Genomic DNA, 15,578 nt, shown 5'->3' with positions numbered 1-15,578 from the left:
ATTGTCACGTGGTTGTTACAAGGTCGAACCAGCGGAACGCGAGTCGACAGACGTCTCGTCGATGAACGGCTGGCACCCGTCTGGCCATGGATCGGACTATAGAAGCCGATACATCACATGGGCATCGACCAGGCCCTGCTCCGGATGGCGAAAAGCACAGGGCAGGGTACCCACGATGGAGAAGCCGTGCTTCTGCCATTGGCGAATGGCGACTTCGTTGGTGGCCACCACCATGTTGTATTGCATGGCGATGAAGCCGAGCTCCCGGGCCAGGACGAGGGAGTCGCCGCAGAGCTTGCCGGCAATGCCTTGCCCACGCGCCTTCTCGGCAACCAGGTAGCCGCTGTTGCAGACGTGGCTGCCGGGGCCTGGCTGATTGGGCTTGAGGTAGTAAGTGCCCAGGACGTTGCCAGCGGCATCCTCGGCGACCCTGACCGCTCGAGGCAGCTCGACCCACATGCGATGGGCATCGGACTCGCTGATTGCCCGGGGAACGGCGTAGGTATCGCCAGCGTGAAAGACGGGAGCCATGAAGTCCCATATGGCGGGCCAGTCGTCGGGGTGATAGGGGCGGATGCGGATCATGCGGATTCCTTCTTGAGACCGGGCATCGGCTCGGGATTTTACGCCATATCGCCAGGGTGTGAAGGCAAGGCAAGGCTGTTCTGTGAACTGCGCTTGCCGATGGAAGTTTGGCGAAGTGTTTGTTGCCGTTACATTTCATCACATGAAGAGGGTGTCAAGAAGCGGGACAAACGCGTTAGGGTCGTGTGACTAGTATACCAAGCAACGGAGATTACATGAGCTTAGCCAAACTTGTTTTCGCATCGTTCCTGACATTGATGATGGCGACACCAGCAGTGGCCCAGCAGCAGATGCAGGGCGCGGCTCCCGGCCCCGAAGATGCCGTGAATCAACTCGATGAGCTGGTTGGACTCGATGACGCGCAGCGGCAGGAGATCTCCAGCCTGTTGAGCGAGACCCAGACCAGCCTCCAGACCAAGGAGCAGGAAGCCCAGGCACTTCAACAGCAACTGCAGGGTCACGTGCGTGCCGACTACGATGAAAATGCGATTCGTCAGGATGCGGACAGGCTCGGCCAGTTGACCGGTGAGATGACCGCCGACAGCGTTCTGCTGCAGGCACGCATCGAGGCCGCGCTCAACCAGGAGCAGCGCGACGAACTCGAGCGTCAGGTGCAGGAGCAGGAAGAGCAGATGCGCCAGATGCAGGAGCAGATGCAACAGCAGCAACAGCAACAGCCACCGCCGCAATAAGCGGAACATCGGCCGGCCATGGGCCGGCATGACGTCGACACGCGCAAGCGCAAGAAGGCGGCTGCCTATGACAGGAGCCGCCTTCGCTTTTTCACACAGGGCCGATAAGGTGCTTTACCTCCAGATAGGCCGATAGCCCCCACGGACCCAGCTCGCGGCCGATACCGCTGCGCTTGACACCGCCCCAGCCGGTTTCCGGCGGAACCAATTGCTCGCTGTTGAACCAGACGCTGCCAGCCTGGAGCTGACGCCCGATTCGTCGTGCGCGCTCGACACTGCCGCTGACAACGGTGGCGGCAAGGCCGAAGTCGCTGTCATTGGCCAGCTCGACGGCTTCCGTTTCACTTGCCACGCTGCGTGCGCAGAGGACCGGTCCGAATATTTCCTCACGCCAGAGTCGGCTCTCCACGGGTACGTCGCGGTAGAGTGTCGGGGCGAGGAAATAGCCCGTCCCGGGGAGCGTTCGATGGCGGGCATCCCGCACCACTCTCAGTCCTTCCTGCTCCGCGATCCCGAGGTAGCGCTGCACGGCCTCACGCTGACGAGCGCTGACCATGGGGCCCATGTCGGTACCCGCAGCCAGCGGGTCGCCAAGGGTCAGGGCATCGATACGGTTGGCCAATTCCGCGTAGAGGGGGTCGGCGACGGCCTCGTGCACCAACAGCCTCGATGTGGCCGAACAGATCTGTCCGGCATTGAAATAGATACCGGCCATGACCCAGTCGGCGGCCTGCCCGGGGTCGGCATCCTCCATGACCAGGATCGGCGACTTGCCGCCCAATTCCAGTGCGACGCCGGCGGTGCGATCGGCTGCGGCATGCATGATCGCCTCGCCGACCCGGTTGCTGCCGGTGAAGGAGATCTTGTCGATGCCGGCATGCCGGCCGAGTGGCGCGCCGACGCCATCCCCGTCGCCAAGCAGGAGATTGAAGACGCCCGCAGGCAGGCCTATTTCCAGCGCGATGTCGGCCAGGGCCAACTCGGGCAGAGGGGTCACTTCCGATGGCTTGAGCACCGCGGTGCAACCCGCGGCAAGTGCCGGGGCGAGCTTCCAGGCGCTGGTGACCAGTGGGAAGTTCCAGGGCGTGATCAGCCCCACCACGCCCACCGGATCGTGGTAGCTGCGTGCCTCGACGCTGTCCATCCCGATGGGGACAATGGCGCCCTGACGCTGCTCGAGGTGCCGCGCCTGCCCGGCATAGTAGCGGTAGCAGGCGATGGCATCGTCCAGATCGATAGCCGCTTCTGCCAGCACCTTGCCGTTATTCAGGGAAGAGAGTCGGGTCAGTTCTTCCCGGCGGCGGGTCAAGGCGTCGGCAAAGGCGTCGAGATAGGCGCCGCGCTGTGAACCGGAAGTGGTTCGCCAGTCAGGCAGTGCCCGGTGCGCGGCAGCCACCGCTGCGTCGACGTCGGTGGGGTCGCCAGCGGTCACCTCGGCAACCACCTGCTCGGTGAAGGGATTCGTCACCGGCAGAAAGCGGGTTGCGGCAGAGGTCACCCACTGGTTGTCGATGAACTGTTTGTCGAGTCGTTGCATGGGAAGTCCTGCTATCAAGGCGACAGTGAACGCTGCCAGGCTGCCGCGTCCACTTCGATCAGGAAGGGGCCGTCCATCGGACGGCTGGCCAGGGCCTGGGCGAGCGCATCCGGGCTACCGACATGCGCAGCCATGCAATCGAAGCCACGGGCCAGGGCAAGGAAGTCGGGCGCTCGTATGTCGACGCCGGTGCGTTCGACCCCGTGGGCGTCCATGTAGCGGCGAATTTCCTCATAGCCCTGGTTGTGCCACAGCATGACCACGACCGGCAGGCGCTCCTCCACGGCGGTCGCCAGTTCCGACAGGGTAAACATCACGCCGCCATCACCGACCAGCGCCACCACCGGCAGGTCGGGCCGGGCGAGCCGGGCGCCGAGGGCCGCGGGCAGGCCATAGCCTAGGGTGCCGTAGCCGGTGGAGGCATTGAAGTAGCGCCGTGGTTCCGGTTGTGAAAGCAGATGGTTGCCGGCGTAGACCGGTGCGGTGGAGTCACCGACCAGAATCGCCTCGGGAATGGCTTCCTGCAGTACGGCGTAGAGCGGTACGAAGGAGGAGAAAGCCGGGTCATGGGCCAGGTCGAGGGCGGCCAACGCTTGACGGGTTCGTTCGGCGCCACCTCGTGACAGCGGTGCTGGAAAGTGCTCCAGCAGCAGTTCCAGGCTGCGCCGCGCGTCGCCAACCAGGCCCAGGCTGACGCCCTGGTTGCGCACCAGCTGCTGGGCATCCAGGTCGATGCGAATCAAGCGGCCGGTCAGGGTGAAGCCGTCGTCAAAGACGACGTCATAGTCTGTCTCGCCGAGTTCGGTACCCACGGCCAGGATCACGTCGGCGTGGCGGGCCAGTTCGCGTACCGCGGGCAGGGCGGCGTTGGCCCCCAGGTCCAGCGGGTGGGCTCTTCCCAGCAGCCCCTTGGCATTGATGGTGGTCACCGTGGGGGCATCGAGGCGTTCCACCAGGGCGCGCGCTGCCTCGCAGGCGTCCACGCAGCCACCGCCCAGCAGCACCAGGGGGTGAGTTGCCTCGTGCATCCATTGGGCGGCCCTGGCCAGGCCCCGGGGGTCCGGGGCGGCACGATAGAGGATCGGTGGTTCCCAGCGTGGAGGTGGGGTGGCTGGAGCATCGAAGAGGTCGATGGGTATCTCGATATGGACCGGCCCGGGACGCTCGCTGCGAAACACGGCGAAGGCACGGGCCAGGGTTTCAGGAAGGGCGTTCGGGTCGAGCAGGGTATGGCTGAAGCGCGAGACGCCTGCCAACAACTGCTGCTGATTGGGCAATTCATGCAGGCGACCCTGGCCGCGTCCCAGTGTATCGCGGCGATTGACGCTGGAGATCACCAGCATCGGCACCGAATCGCCCAGCGCCTGGCCCATGGCGGTGGCAATGTTGGTCATGCCCGGGCCGGTAATGATGAAGCAGACGCCGGGCTTGCCGCTGGCGCGGGCGTATCCGTCGGCCATGAAACCGGCCCCCTGTTCATGACGCGGGGTGACATGTCGCACTCCACCGCTTTCCAGGCCGCGATAGAGCGCTACCGTGTGCACCCCGGGGATGCCGAATACGGTATCGACACCGTAGGTGTCGCGCAGCAGGTGCAGCAGGAGGTGGGCGCAGGACAGGGTATCGGATGCCATCGTGTGACCTCAGAAGAAGAAGGTATGGGCCATGAAGGCGATGATCGGCAGGGTGATGGCGGTGCGCAGCAGGAAGATCACCACCAGCTCCCATAGCTTGATGGGGATCTTCGACTTCAGCAGCAGCGCGCCGATCTCGGACATGTAGATCAACTGGGTCAGCGACAGGCAGGCGATCACGAAACGGGTCAGCTCGCTCTCGATGTTGGTGGCCAGCACCGCCGGCAGGAACATGTCGGCGAAGCCCACCAGCGTGGCAGGGGCGGCAGCCTCGGCCTCGGGGATACGCAACAATTCGAGTATCGGCACCATGGGGTAGGAAAGCCAGGTGAACAGCGGTGTGAATTCGGCCAGTATCAGCGCCACGGTCCCGATGGCGAACACCAGCGGCAACAGGGCCAGGAAGATGTCGGCGACATTGAACAGGGCATTGCGTGCCAGCTCGCGCGGGCCGGGTGCTCGTTCGGCACGCCGCACTGCCTGCCGCAGGCTGTACCGCAGCAGCCCCACGTTGTCGGTGCGTTTCTCGGCGAGCTGGCAACCCACTGGCTCGTAGTAGGTATCCGGCTTGCGGGACAAGGGCGGCAGTCGCGGCACGATGACCGCTGCGGTCAGGCCGGCCACGACCACGGTGAAGTAGAATTGGATGAACAGGTGGTTGATGCCGATGAAACTGGTAATCAACAGGCTGAAGGCGATCGAGACGATGGAGAAATTGGTGGCGATGACCGAGGCCTCGCGCCGGTTATAAAAGCCTTTCTCATACTGCTGGGCGGTGATCAGCACGCCCACGGTGCCTGAGCCCATCCACGAGGCGGTGGCATCGATGGCGCTGCGGCCGGGCAGGTTGAAGATGAAACGGAACGGCTTGCGCATCAGGCTGCCGATGAACTCCATGAAGCCGAAGTCCACCAGGAAGGGCAGCAGCAGGGCGGCGAAGAAGAAGAAGGTAAGCAATACCGGGGCCAGATCGTTGAGTATCACCCCGCCGGTGAATGAGGCGGTGATGAATTCGGGCCCGAACTGGAAGAAGGTCATCAGCGCGAAGACGGCGCCCGCAATGCGCATGCCGAACCACGCCGGGCCGACGTGGAACATGTCATGCAGCGTTCCCCTGTCGGCCCAGCCGGGGCGGGCCAGCTTGACGTAGAGCGTGGCCAGCACCGACAGCACGAGAACCCCAACGGCAATGGCCGGGAGGGCGCCGTCGAGTAACGCCTTGAGACCATCCGCCATGAAGCCCATGCCGATGTTGATGGTACCGCCGACCTGAAAGGGGATCAGGAACAGGCTGACGCCGATCAGGGAGGGGATGAGAAACTTCAGGAGGCCTTGGCGGTCCAGCGGTTCCAGCGTTCGTGAGGCAGCCGTATCGTCGTGGGTATTGTCGGTAGCTGACATGGTGTCTTCCCTATGGCTTGTTGTCATTGAGTCCGGGGTGGTGGTCTTGGCCATGCCGGGGTCGTCAGTCTCGACGTTGAACACCCGGCAGCACACAGAGCATTTCATAGAGCAGCGTAGCGCCCATCAGGGCGGTGTTGCCGCTGGGGTCGTAGGGGGGCGAGACTTCCACGAGATCGCCGCCGACGATGTCGAGGCCAGCGGCACCGCGCACGATTTCCAGGCCCTGGGCCGAGGTCAGGCCGCCCATTTCCACGGTGCCGGTGCCGGGAGCTACCGAGGGGTCGAGGCCGTCGATATCGAAGCTGATATAGACCGGGCCGTCGCCCATCTGCTCGCGAACTTCCGCCATCAGCGGCTCCAGCGACTGGTACCAGCACGCTTCGGCGGGCACTACGCGAAAACCCTGCTGCCGGCACCAGTCGAAATCCTCGGCAGAATAGCCCGTACCGCGCAATCCGATCTGCACGACCCGGCTCGCGTCCAGCAATCCCTCTTCCTGGGCACGGCGGAAAGGGGTGCCATGGGCTATGGGCTCACCGAACATGTGGTCGTTGACATCGGCATGGGCATCGATATGGATCAACCCGACCGGTCCATGCTTCTTTGCGATGGCACGCAGGATCGGCAGGGTGATGGTGTGCTCGCCACCCAGCGTCAGGGGGACACAGCCATGGGCCATCACCTCGTCGTAGAATGCGGTAATGATGTCGACGCTCTTGGGCAGGTGGAAGGTATTGATCGGTACGTCGCCGATGTCCGCCACCTGGAGGCTGTCGAAGGGGGCGGCCCGGGTGGCCATGTTATAAGGCCGCAGCATGCGAGACTCGTCGCGGATCTGGCGCGGGCCCAGGCGAGTTCCTGGGCGGTTGGACGTGCCGATATCCAGCGGGATACCGATGAAGGCGGCGTCGAGACCCTCCGCGGTAGGCTGGGCGGGGAGACGCATCATGGTGGCGGGGCCACCGAAGCGGGGCATTTCGTTGCCGCCGAGTGGCTGGTTGAAGTGGGACATGGTGTGTTCCTGTCGTCGCTGGCTGTAAGCAAAGGGTCTGGAAGAGTCCATGCATTTGCCGTGCCAGTCGGCGAGGCCCGGGTTTCGGGTTTCTTCCGCGCCTGTTGATGCAATGCTGAATCGATTGGCTGTCGTTTCGATGCACCGCTGAATTAATGATGCCAAAATGGATCGCCCATGCCTGGGCGTTTCGCGCAGGTGCCCACGAACCACAAAGCGGAAGCGGTGATGAGCGAGATCGATCGGCAGGTGGTCAAGACCATCGTCGAGACGGCCAACGACCATTTTTTCATCGTCGGGGGGACCGGGCGGGTGCTCGAGGTCAGCCCCGGAGCGGCAGCGGTCTACGGCATGTCCAGGGAAGCACTCACGTCCAGTACGGTGCAGGAGCTGGAGGCCAGCGGCGTGCTCAAGCCCTCCATCAGCCTGGAGGTGATGCGTACCCGAAAGCCGGCCCAGTTGATGCAGGTGACCGGTACCGGGCGACGGGTCATTGCCGAGGCGCATCCGGTATTTGTCGATGGGCGTCTCGAACGCATCGTCAGCCGCTCACGCGACCTCACTGATCTTCAACTGCTCCAGGATGAATACGCACTGCTGCAGAAGCGCTTCAGCGAGCATTTGAAGCGCAGCCAGGGCGGGCCGCCCGGCGATGACGGGGCGCTGGAAGAGACCTTCGAGGCGCTGCAGGTACGCAGCAGCGTGATGCGGGAGATCGCACTGCTGCTCAAGCGGGTTGCGCCGTCGGACGCCAACGTGCTGATGCTGGGTGAGTCCGGTGTGGGCAAGACCGCCTTCGCCCGGCAGCTGCATCGCTGGAGTCGCCGGGGCGAAGGTCCTTTCATCGAGGTCAACTGCGGGGCGATTCCCGACAACCTGTTCGAATCGGAAATGTTCGGTTACCAACCCGGTGCCTTCAGCGGTGCCGCGCGACAGGGCAAGGCGGGCCTGCTCGAGCAGGCGGAGGGCGGTACGCTGTTCCTGGATGAAATCGGCGAGCTGCCACTGCTGATGCAGACCAAGCTGCTCAAGGTGATCCAGGACGGTACCGTCACCCGTCTTGGCGATACCCGTTCGCGGCGGGTCGACTTCCGTCTTGTCGTCGCGACCAACCATGATCTGGCACATCGGGTCGAGGAAGGGGCCTTCCGTCTCGATCTCTACTACCGGCTCAACGTGATACCGGTCACGCTACCGCCCTTGCGCGAGCGGCGCGAGGATATACCGGTGCTGGTGGAAGCGTGCCTGGAACAGCTCAACCGGCGCTACGGCCGGCGGAAGCTACTCCATGGCAGCGTATGGTCGGAGCTGATGGGCAATGATTGGCCGGGCAATGTCAGGGAACTGGAAAACTGGCTGGAGCGGGCCTGGCTGTCGAGCGCCGGTGACCTCATCGAGACCCCCACCCTCGGCGAGCCATCTTCGGGCAACCTTCCCGCCAGCCGGGGGCGCGCGAGTCGGCAGGCACCCATGCCGATGGGTGACGAAGAGTCGCTCACGGATTACCTGGCCCGTGCCGAAAGGCAGGTGCTGGCCGCACTGTGCGACACGCTGCCCAGCACCTACGCCATGGCCAAGCGGCTGGGAATCAGCCAGCCTGGCGTGGTCCGCAAGCTGCGGAAGCATGGGCTGCGTATTCAGCGATCGAGGGGTTAGCCATTCTGGCCATTCAGCGTCGCCAGGGCCCGCTCCAGAATCTCGAACCGGCCCGGCTGCAGTGCATCCTCCACGGCGGTAATGCGCAGCACGTGCCCCAGGTCGGGATGGGCCGGTCGTGCGATCAACCGGCCCGCCTCCAGCAGTTCGCGATTGAGGCGTTCGCCGAGTTCGGCGTCTGGCAGGCGGATGGCAATGAAGTTGGTGGCACTCGGCAGCACCTGGGCACCCAGCCCGCGAAAATGGCGGGCCAGCCGCTCGCGGCGGGCCTTGACGTCGCGTACGTGTTCGCGGACCTCGTCGTCGTTGTCCAGCACCGTCTCGGCTGCCGCCAGGGTCAGGGTGGAAAGCGCATAATGGATGCGCACCTTCATCATCATCGCCAGCGTGTCGGGCTCGGCGATGGCATACCCGATCCGCAGGCCGGCCAGGCCATGGGCCTTGGACAGTGTTCGCAGCCGGATCACACCGGGCAGTACCTCACGGCCGAAGGTGGAGTCGGCATCGTCACGGAAATCGTGATACGCCTCGTCGAGCAGAAGCCAGCAGTCTTCGGGGAGTTCGGCACGCAGCCTCCTGATGGCGTCGTCGCCGTGCAGGTGTCCGCTGGGGTTGTCGGGGTTGGCCAGGTAAACCAGTCGGGCCTCCTGTTCCCGGGCGGCCCGCAGCAGCGCGTCCAGATCCGGTGCGAGCAAGCCCGGTTTCTCTTCGTAGGGCTTCTCGATGAGCCGGCAGCCGAGCCCCTGGGCAAAGTAGCCGAAGGTGGGGTAGGTGCCGCTGGCACTGACCACCGCGCAGCCCGGCGTGGTGGTGGCGCGCAGCGCGAGGGCGATCAGGCTGTCGGCGCCGGCATCCACCAGCGTTGCCTCCAATGGAAAGCCATACAGCGCACAGAGCCGCTGGCGTACGCCAAGCGCCTCCGAATCGCCGTAGCAGTAGACATGCTCGACCATGGCATCACCGAAGCGCTGGCGCAGGGCGCGGTGCGGCATGTCCAGGCCTTCATTGGAACCCAGCCGGTGAGGGATCTCGCGTCCGATGCGTCGTTCCAGCACCTTGATGCCGGGGAAGGGGTTGTTGGGACCTGACCCGGTCAGGTGGTCGGGGAAGCGGGGCATGGGAAACTCCCGAGTTCGTATTGAGGGATGAACGATAGTTGGCGATGAATGACTGATTTCAAGCATGCCAGGCCGCGATGTGATCATGACGCGGGCTTCCTCTGCGTCAGGACGATCGCAACCGCTGAAAGTGTCAGGACGAGGGCCGCCAGTACCTGCAGGGTGAAGGGCTCGCCGAGCAGGACGACGGCACTGGAAACCCCGACCACCGGAATGATCAGGGTGCTGATGGTGGACTGGCCGATGGTGAGGCGATTGACGTTGCGAAACCACAGCATCTGCGCCAGGCAGATGGCGAAAACCAGATGATAACCCAGGCCCAGCCAGGTGGTGTTTCTCCATTCGGTGGGAGGCGGAGGCGATTCCAGCCCGGCGGCCAGCACTATCATCGGAACGGCACAGATGGCGAATTGCCAGCCGGTAATGACCGTCGGGTGACCCTGCCAGCCTCCGCGGCGCTTGGTCAACACGGTGCCCAGCGCCCAGGAAATGGCGGCACCCAGCACGAAGAGCGGCCCGGTCAATCCGCCAAGGCCAGCCTGCCAGGCTGCCGGCCCAAGCAGAGTCAGCAGTCCCGCCTGGCCCAGGCCGAGACCAAGCCATTGGCTCGAGGTGATACGCTCACCCAGTAACCCGATGGCCATCAGGAGCGCCCAGCAGGGCATGGTAAAGGCAATGATCGCAGCCTGGGACGTCGGCATGTGGAGCTGGCCGAAGGCGGTGCCGACGTTGAAGCCGAGGATGGTGAGAGCGCCGGTCATCACCAGCCAGGGCCACTCGGCAGTCGCGATTCCCAGGGGCAGGCGACGCATCCAGGCCCAGCCGAGCAGAACCAGCGCACCGACGGTAAAACCGATGGCGCGCAGGCTGAAGGGCGGCAAGTCCATCAGGCTGAACCGAACCGCCGGCCAATTCCCGCCCCAGAACAGGCCGATGGCGGCAATCAGAAGCGCCGTCGTGATACCGGTACGTTCCATCAGGCGCGTGGCGGGCTGGGCGGGTGTCGGCATGGGTGTTTCAGGTCTCGGGGGCCAGGATCTTGTGTCGGTTGAGCAGGCCCTTGGGGTCCAGGGCCCGCTTGAGGGTGTGCATGAGAGCGATCTCCTCGGGATTGCGCGACACCGCCAGGTAGTCGCGTTTCTCCAACCCGATGCCATGCTCGGCGGAGACCGAGCCACCCAGCTCGGACAGCGGGGCATAGACGAGTTGCTCTACCGCCCGGCGTGCCTCGGGATCATTGCTGCCGACTGTGACCGAGACGTGCAGGTTGCCGTCGCCCAGATGGCCGAAGACGACCAGACGTCCCTGGGGCCAGCCTTGCCGCAGGCCGGCTTCGAGCTGGTTCACGTAGCGCTCCATGTCGGGAATGGGCAGGCTGATGTCGAAGGTGAACAGAGGCGCCAGGTTCTGGATCAGCCCTTCGATATCTTCCCGAATGTCCCAGATTCCCTGCCGCTGGGCATCGGATTGGGCGACGACTGCGTCGCTGATGAGATCGGTCTCGAAGGCCGTCTCCAGCGCCTTGCCGAACTGGGCGGTATTGGCTTCATCGTCGACCCCCAGCGATTCGATGATGGCGTAGAAGGGCGAATCGGTGGGCAGGGGCGGCACATTCCGGCCGCTCTCCTCGGTCAGCAGGAGGTAGTGGTTGCGCCACATGACCTCGAAGGTGCCGAGGCCGCCGCCCAATGTGCGCCCCATGTGTCGCAGCAGGCCGGTGACGGCTTCGAAGGAAGGGCAGGAGACCAGTGCCGTCTTCTCGCTGGCCATCCTGGGCTGCAGCTTGAGGACGGCCCGGGTCACGACGCCCAGGGTGCCTTCGCTGCCAATGAAGAGTTGCTTGAGGTCGTAGCCGGCATTGTTCTTGAGCATCCGGTTCATGGAGCTGATCACGGTGCCGTCGGCGAGGACCGCCTCGAGCCCCAGCACCTGCTGGCGCATCATGCCGTAGCGAATCACTCGCACGCCTCCGGCATTGGTGGAGATGTTGCCACCGATGGTACAGGAGCCCCGGGCACCGAGATCCAGGGGGAAGTGCAGGTCGTGGTCATCGGCGGCTTCCTGTACCCGCTGCAGCGGCACGCCGGCCTGTACGGTGATGGTGCCGCCCACCGGGTCCATCTCCTCGATGGCGGTCATGCGCTCCAGCGACATGACCAGCTCCTCCGGTGACGCCTCTCCGCCATGGACCAGCCCGGTCAGGCCTCCATGGGTCACCACCGGCTGGTTGGCGACATGGCACAGGCGCATCACGGCAGCCAGTTCAGCGGTATCGGCGGGGCGCACGATGGCGCCGGCGCGGCAGGGCGCGCCGGTCATCCAGTCGACACGTCGCTGGGCCACGTCCTCGCCCGTCATGATGTTGCCCGGGCCAACCACGGCGGCGATTTCTCTCAATAAGGCATCCATTCGTTGTCCTTGATCATTCATGCGCTCTGGAGTTCCTGTTCGCGTCCGGGGATCGCCTCCAGCAGTTCGCGGGTATAAGCCTCTTTGGGGGAGAGGAAGACGTCCTGGGCGCTGCCCTGTTCGACGATACGACCATGCTGCATGACGATGATGCGGTCACAGATCTGGGCGGCCACGCGCAGGTCGTGGGTGATGAAGAGCATGGACAGCGACAGCTTCTGCTTGAGATCTTCCAGCAGCTCCAGGATCTGGGCCTGGATCGAGACGTCCAGCGCGGATACCGCCTCGTCGGCAACGATCAGTTCGGGATTGAGGGCCAGGGCCCGGGCGATACCGATTCGCTGGCGCTGGCCGCCGGAAAATTCATGGGGAAAACGATCGACGGCCACGGCGCCCAGGCCCACCAGGTCGAGCAGGTCGCCGGCCTGCTTCATGGCCTGCACCCGGGACACGCCGTTGGCCATTGGGCCCTGGGCGATGGCGTAGCCGACGCGGGTGCGGGGATTCAGCGAGGCGTAGGGGTCCTGGAAGATCATCTGTACCCGCCAGCGTTGCCGTCGCAGTTCCTCGCCCTTGAGGGTGGTGAAGTCGGTGCCAGAAAGCGACAGCGTGCCGCTGTCGGGGCGCTCGAGGCGTACCACGCAGCGGCCCAGGGTCGACTTGCCGGAGCCCGACTCGCCGACGATACCCACGGTTTCGCCCGGGGCGAGGGTGAACGAGACGTCATCCAGCGCTCGTACTTCGCGGGCGGCCTTGAACAGGCCGCCACGTGAACGGAACACCTTGTTGAGTCCTTCGACTTCCAGCAACGGTGCCGGCCTCTCACCGCCTCGGGCTTCGGGAATGATATTGCTGGGTATCGCCTCGATCAGCGCTCGCGTGTAGTCGTGCCGCGGGTTTTCCAGTACCTCGCTGGCCGTGCCGAGCTCGACGATCTGGCCGTATCGCATCACGCAGACCCGGGTGGCGACCTCGGCGACCACGCCGAAATCGTGGGTGATGAACATCACCGACATGCCACGCCGTTTCTGCAGATTCCGGATCAGCGCGAGGATCTGCGCCTGGGTGGTGACATCCAGGGCCGTGGTGGGTTCATCGGCGATCAGCAGTTCGGGCTCCAGCGCCAGCGCCATGGCGATCATCACCCGCTGGCGCTGGCCACCGGAAAGCTGAAAGGGGTAGGCGCGAATGGCCTTGTCGGGCTGTGGAATGCCGACCTCTTCCAACAGGGCCAGTGCTCTGGCCTGACGCTCCCTTGCGCTGTATCTTCCATGGGCCTCGAACACCTCCGCGATCTGGGCACCGACCCGCATCAGGGGGTTCAGAGCGGTCATCGGCTCCTGGAAGATCATGCCGATACGCAGGCCGCGCAGCTTGCGGTGCTGTTTTTCGGTCAGCTTGAGCAGATCCTGTCCGTCGAAAATCAGTTCTCCCGCGGTCGGGCGCACGCCCTTGGGCAGCAGGCCCATCACGGCGTTGGCGGCCATGGACTTGCCTGATCCGGATTCCCCCACCACGCACATGATTTCGCCGCGTGCTACGTCGTAGCTCACGTTCTCTACCGCATAGTCGCGGTCGGCACCCTTGGGCAGCGCCAAGCTGAGGCCGCGTATGCTCAAAACCGGAGTCTCGTCGTTCATGGTTCCTCTCTTATGAGCGTTCGCGTGCTAGCTTGGGATTGAGCGCATCATCGAGGCCTTCGCCCACCAGGTTGAGCGCCAGCACGGTGAGCAGGATGGCCACGCCGGGGAAGAAGCTCAGCCACCAGGCCTGGCGGATGACGGTCCGTGCCGCGCCGATCATGTAGCCCCAGGACATCACGTTGGGATCGCCAAGACCCAGGAAGGAGAGGGCAGACTCGAGCAGGATGGCCGTCGCCACCATCAGCGAAGCGAGAACGATGATGGGCGACAGCGTATTGGGCAGGATCTGGCGCAGAATGATGGTGCGGTTGGTCTGCCCCACCAGGCGTGCGGCTTCCACGTATTCACGATGGCGCAGCGACATGAACTCGGCCCGTACCAGTCGTGCCACCGGCGGCCAGCTGACGATGGCGATGGCCAGCACGATGGAGGTGACGCTGGGCTGCATGATCGCCACCAGCACGATGGCCAGCGCGAAGTTGGGGATGGTCTGGAAGAACTCGGTGAAGCGCATCAGGGCATCGTCGATCAGGCCGCCGTAGTAGCCCGCGATGGCGCCCAGTGGCACGCCGATGATCAGCGCCACCGTGGTCGAGACCAGGCCGATCAGCAGCGACACCCAGGCGCCATGCATGATGCCGGCTGCCACGTCGCGTCCCATTGTATCGGTGCCCAGCAGGAAACCCTCCACTTCCATGGGCGCCAGGAAGGGGCGCTGGACCATTCGCCAGGGGGAGTCGGGGTAGAGGAAGGGGGCCAGGATGGCCATCAGGATGATCGTGAACAGGATGATCAGGCCGATCAGGGCACCACGGTTCTGGGCGAAACGGGCGAAGAAGCTCATGAGCCCTCCTTGATACGTGGGTCCGCCAGTCGATAGACCAGGTCGGTGACGATGTTGAAGACGATGACCAGGGCGGCCGAGAAGAAGAAGATGCCCAGCAGCAGGTTGTAGTCGCGCTGCATCAGTGCCTCGTACATCAGGCGGCCGATGCCGGGCCAGGCGAAGACGGTCTCGGTGAGGATGGCGCCACCCACCATCTGTCCCGCCTGCAGGCCGGCCAGGGTGATGATCGGCAGCAGGGCATTGCGCAAGATGTGGCGTCGCTGAATGACGCGGGAGCCGAGCCCCTTGGCGCGGGCGGTCTTGACGTAGTCCTGTTGACTGGCCTCGAGCATCGAGGCGCGGGTCATGCGGGTGTAGATGGCCATGAAGAAGAGTGCCAGCGTGGTCGCGGGCAGGATGAGGTGCCTGGCGACATCCATGATCAGGGCGAATCCGCTGAGTCCGGCGCCCACGGTATACATGCCGTAGGCCGGCAGCCAGTCCAGGTAGACCGAGAACAGCACCACCGCCATCAGCGCGACCCAGAACAGCGGGGTGGCATAGAAGATCAGCGCCAGTGCCATGATCAGCGAGCCGGAAGGCTTCTTGACCCGGGCGGCGGCCATCGAGCCGGCCAGGATACCCAGGGCAAGCGACAGCACGAAGGCGGTGCCGGTGAGCAGGAGGGTGGCCGGCAGGCGGGCCAGGATCAGGTCGAGGACCGGCATGCCCTGGCGATAGGAATAGCCGAAATCGAGCATGGCGATGCCCGAGACATAGCGCCATAGCTGGACATAGAGCGGCTGGTCGAGGCCGAAGCGCTCACGCAGCTGGCGCAGGAATTCCTGGTCGGTGGCACCGGCTTCACCGGCAAGGATCGCCGCGGGGTCGCCGGGAGCCATCTGGATCAGGAAGAAATTGAAGATGACGATCATGAACAGCACGACGACGGCCTTGAGCAGCCGCATCAGGATCAAGCGTGCATAGAGCATGCGGAAGCCTCTGAATCTTGTCGAAAGCGCGATTGGATGACGAGCCCGCTGGTGGCGCGCCCCAGCCCGA

General features: G+C 64.4%; 13 protein-coding genes. 2 read left to right on the top strand and 11 right to left on the bottom strand.

The genetic code is table 11. From position 1 onward, the window contains the following. Nucleotides 1-96: 96 nt before the first annotated feature. Complete coding sequence (locus C1H69_RS03120; protein WP_102651943.1) at nt 97-585, bottom strand: GNAT family N-acetyltransferase; 489 nt, start codon at nt 583-585, stop codon at nt 97-99. Nucleotides 586-800: 215 nt separating this feature from the next. On the opposite strand from C1H69_RS03120, the gene C1H69_RS03115 reads away from it, so the two are divergent. Continuing rightward, a complete protein-coding gene (locus C1H69_RS03115) occupies nt 801-1,277 on the top strand; it encodes a hypothetical protein (RefSeq protein WP_102651942.1) in 477 nt (158 codons plus the stop codon). 91 nt (nt 1,278-1,368) lie between these two features. Here C1H69_RS03115 and C1H69_RS03110 read toward each other — a convergent pair whose 3' ends face one another. The 4 genes from C1H69_RS03110 to speB all read right to left on the bottom strand — a co-directional run bounded on the left by C1H69_RS03110 (nt 1,369) and on the right by speB (nt 6,864). Next, nucleotides 1,369-2,814, bottom strand: coding sequence for an aldehyde dehydrogenase family protein (locus C1H69_RS03110; protein ID WP_102651941.1), 1,446 nt, complete (start codon nt 2,812-2,814; stop codon nt 1,369-1,371). Between the two features lie 14 nt (nt 2,815-2,828). Then, a complete protein-coding gene (locus C1H69_RS03105) occupies nt 2,829-4,448 on the bottom strand; it encodes a 5-guanidino-2-oxopentanoate decarboxylase (RefSeq protein WP_102651940.1) in 1,620 nt (539 codons plus the stop codon). Between the two features lie 9 nt (nt 4,449-4,457). Then, nucleotides 4,458-5,849, bottom strand: coding sequence for a YjiH family protein (locus C1H69_RS03100; protein ID WP_102651939.1), 1,392 nt, complete (start codon nt 5,847-5,849; stop codon nt 4,458-4,460). A gap of 64 nt (nt 5,850-5,913) precedes the next feature. After that, entirely contained in the window at nt 5,914-6,864 is a 951-nt protein-coding gene (gene speB, locus C1H69_RS03095) for an agmatinase (protein WP_102651938.1), read from the bottom strand. Between the two features lie 228 nt (nt 6,865-7,092). Here speB and C1H69_RS03090 point away from each other — a divergent pair, with 228 nt between their 5' ends. Beyond that, entirely contained in the window at nt 7,093-8,520 is a 1,428-nt protein-coding gene (locus C1H69_RS03090) for a sigma-54 interaction domain-containing protein (RefSeq protein WP_102651983.1), read from the top strand. Here C1H69_RS03090 and C1H69_RS03085 read toward each other — a convergent pair. From C1H69_RS03085 to C1H69_RS03060, 6 genes are all read right to left on the bottom strand, one after another. After that, nucleotides 8,517-9,638: a pyridoxal phosphate-dependent aminotransferase gene (locus C1H69_RS03085; RefSeq protein WP_102651937.1), complete on the bottom strand. Its 1,122-nt coding sequence runs from the start codon at nt 9,636-9,638 to the stop codon at nt 8,517-8,519. The two genes, C1H69_RS03090 and C1H69_RS03085, sit on opposite strands and share 4 nt — an antisense overlap. Before the next feature lie 83 nt (nt 9,639-9,721). After that, nucleotides 9,722-10,648 carry a DMT family transporter gene (locus C1H69_RS03080; protein WP_102651936.1) on the bottom strand — a complete coding sequence of 309 codons (927 nt, stop codon included), beginning with the start codon at nt 10,646-10,648 and terminating at the stop codon, nt 9,722-9,724. 7 nt (nt 10,649-10,655) lie between these two features. Continuing rightward, nucleotides 10,656-12,047: an FAD-binding oxidoreductase gene (locus tag C1H69_RS03075; protein WP_102651935.1), complete on the bottom strand. Its 1,392-nt coding sequence runs from the start codon at nt 12,045-12,047 to the stop codon at nt 10,656-10,658. Between the two features lie 17 nt (nt 12,048-12,064). Next, a complete protein-coding gene (locus tag C1H69_RS03070; RefSeq protein ID WP_102651934.1) occupies nt 12,065-13,687 on the bottom strand; it encodes an ABC transporter ATP-binding protein in 1,623 nt (540 codons plus the stop codon). A 10-nt stretch (nt 13,688-13,697) separates the two neighbouring features. Then, nucleotides 13,698-14,534, bottom strand: a complete 837-nt coding sequence (locus C1H69_RS03065; protein WP_102651933.1) for an ABC transporter permease — start codon at nt 14,532-14,534, stop codon at nt 13,698-13,700. Then, complete coding sequence (locus C1H69_RS03060) at nt 14,531-15,508, bottom strand: ABC transporter permease (RefSeq protein ID WP_102651932.1); 978 nt, start codon at nt 15,506-15,508, stop codon at nt 14,531-14,533. Before C1H69_RS03060 ends, C1H69_RS03065 begins: the two co-directional genes overlap by 4 nt. Between the last annotated feature and the right edge of the window lie 70 nt (nt 15,509-15,578).

The organism is Billgrantia endophytica (genome assembly GCF_002879615.1).
Taxonomy (GTDB): domain Bacteria; phylum Pseudomonadota; class Gammaproteobacteria; order Pseudomonadales; family Halomonadaceae; genus Halomonas; species Halomonas endophytica.
The sequence above is the reverse complement of the archived record's forward strand: the minus strand, read 5'-3'. Positions and strand labels throughout refer to the sequence as shown.

Coding starts and splice junctions, on each gene's coding strand:
- C1H69_RS03120 (WP_102651943.1), bottom strand. CDS start 585: ATGATCCGCATCCGCCCCTATCACCCCGACGACTGGCCCGCCATATGG.
- C1H69_RS03115 (WP_102651942.1), top strand. CDS start 801: ATGAGCTTAGCCAAACTTGTTTTCGCATCGTTCCTGACATTGATGATG.
- C1H69_RS03110 (WP_102651941.1), bottom strand. CDS start 2,814: ATGCAACGACTCGACAAACAGTTCATCGACAACCAGTGGGTGACCTCT.
- C1H69_RS03105 (WP_102651940.1), bottom strand. CDS start 4,448: ATGGCATCCGATACCCTGTCCTGCGCCCACCTCCTGCTGCACCTGCTG.
- C1H69_RS03100 (WP_102651939.1), bottom strand. CDS start 5,849: ATGTCAGCTACCGACAATACCCACGACGATACGGCTGCCTCACGAACG.
- speB (WP_102651938.1), bottom strand. CDS start 6,864: ATGTCCCACTTCAACCAGCCACTCGGCGGCAACGAAATGCCCCGCTTC.
- C1H69_RS03090 (WP_102651983.1), top strand. CDS start 7,093: ATGAGCGAGATCGATCGGCAGGTGGTCAAGACCATCGTCGAGACGGCC.
- C1H69_RS03085 (WP_102651937.1), bottom strand. CDS start 9,638: ATGCCCCGCTTCCCCGACCACCTGACCGGGTCAGGTCCCAACAACCCC.
- C1H69_RS03080 (WP_102651936.1), bottom strand. CDS start 10,648: ATGCCGACACCCGCCCAGCCCGCCACGCGCCTGATGGAACGTACCGGT.
- C1H69_RS03075 (WP_102651935.1), bottom strand. CDS start 12,047: ATGGATGCCTTATTGAGAGAAATCGCCGCCGTGGTTGGCCCGGGCAAC.
- C1H69_RS03070 (WP_102651934.1), bottom strand. CDS start 13,687: ATGAACGACGAGACTCCGGTTTTGAGCATACGCGGCCTCAGCTTGGCG.
- C1H69_RS03065 (WP_102651933.1), bottom strand. CDS start 14,534: ATGAGCTTCTTCGCCCGTTTCGCCCAGAACCGTGGTGCCCTGATCGGC.
- C1H69_RS03060 (WP_102651932.1), bottom strand. CDS start 15,508: ATGCTCTATGCACGCTTGATCCTGATGCGGCTGCTCAAGGCCGTCGTC.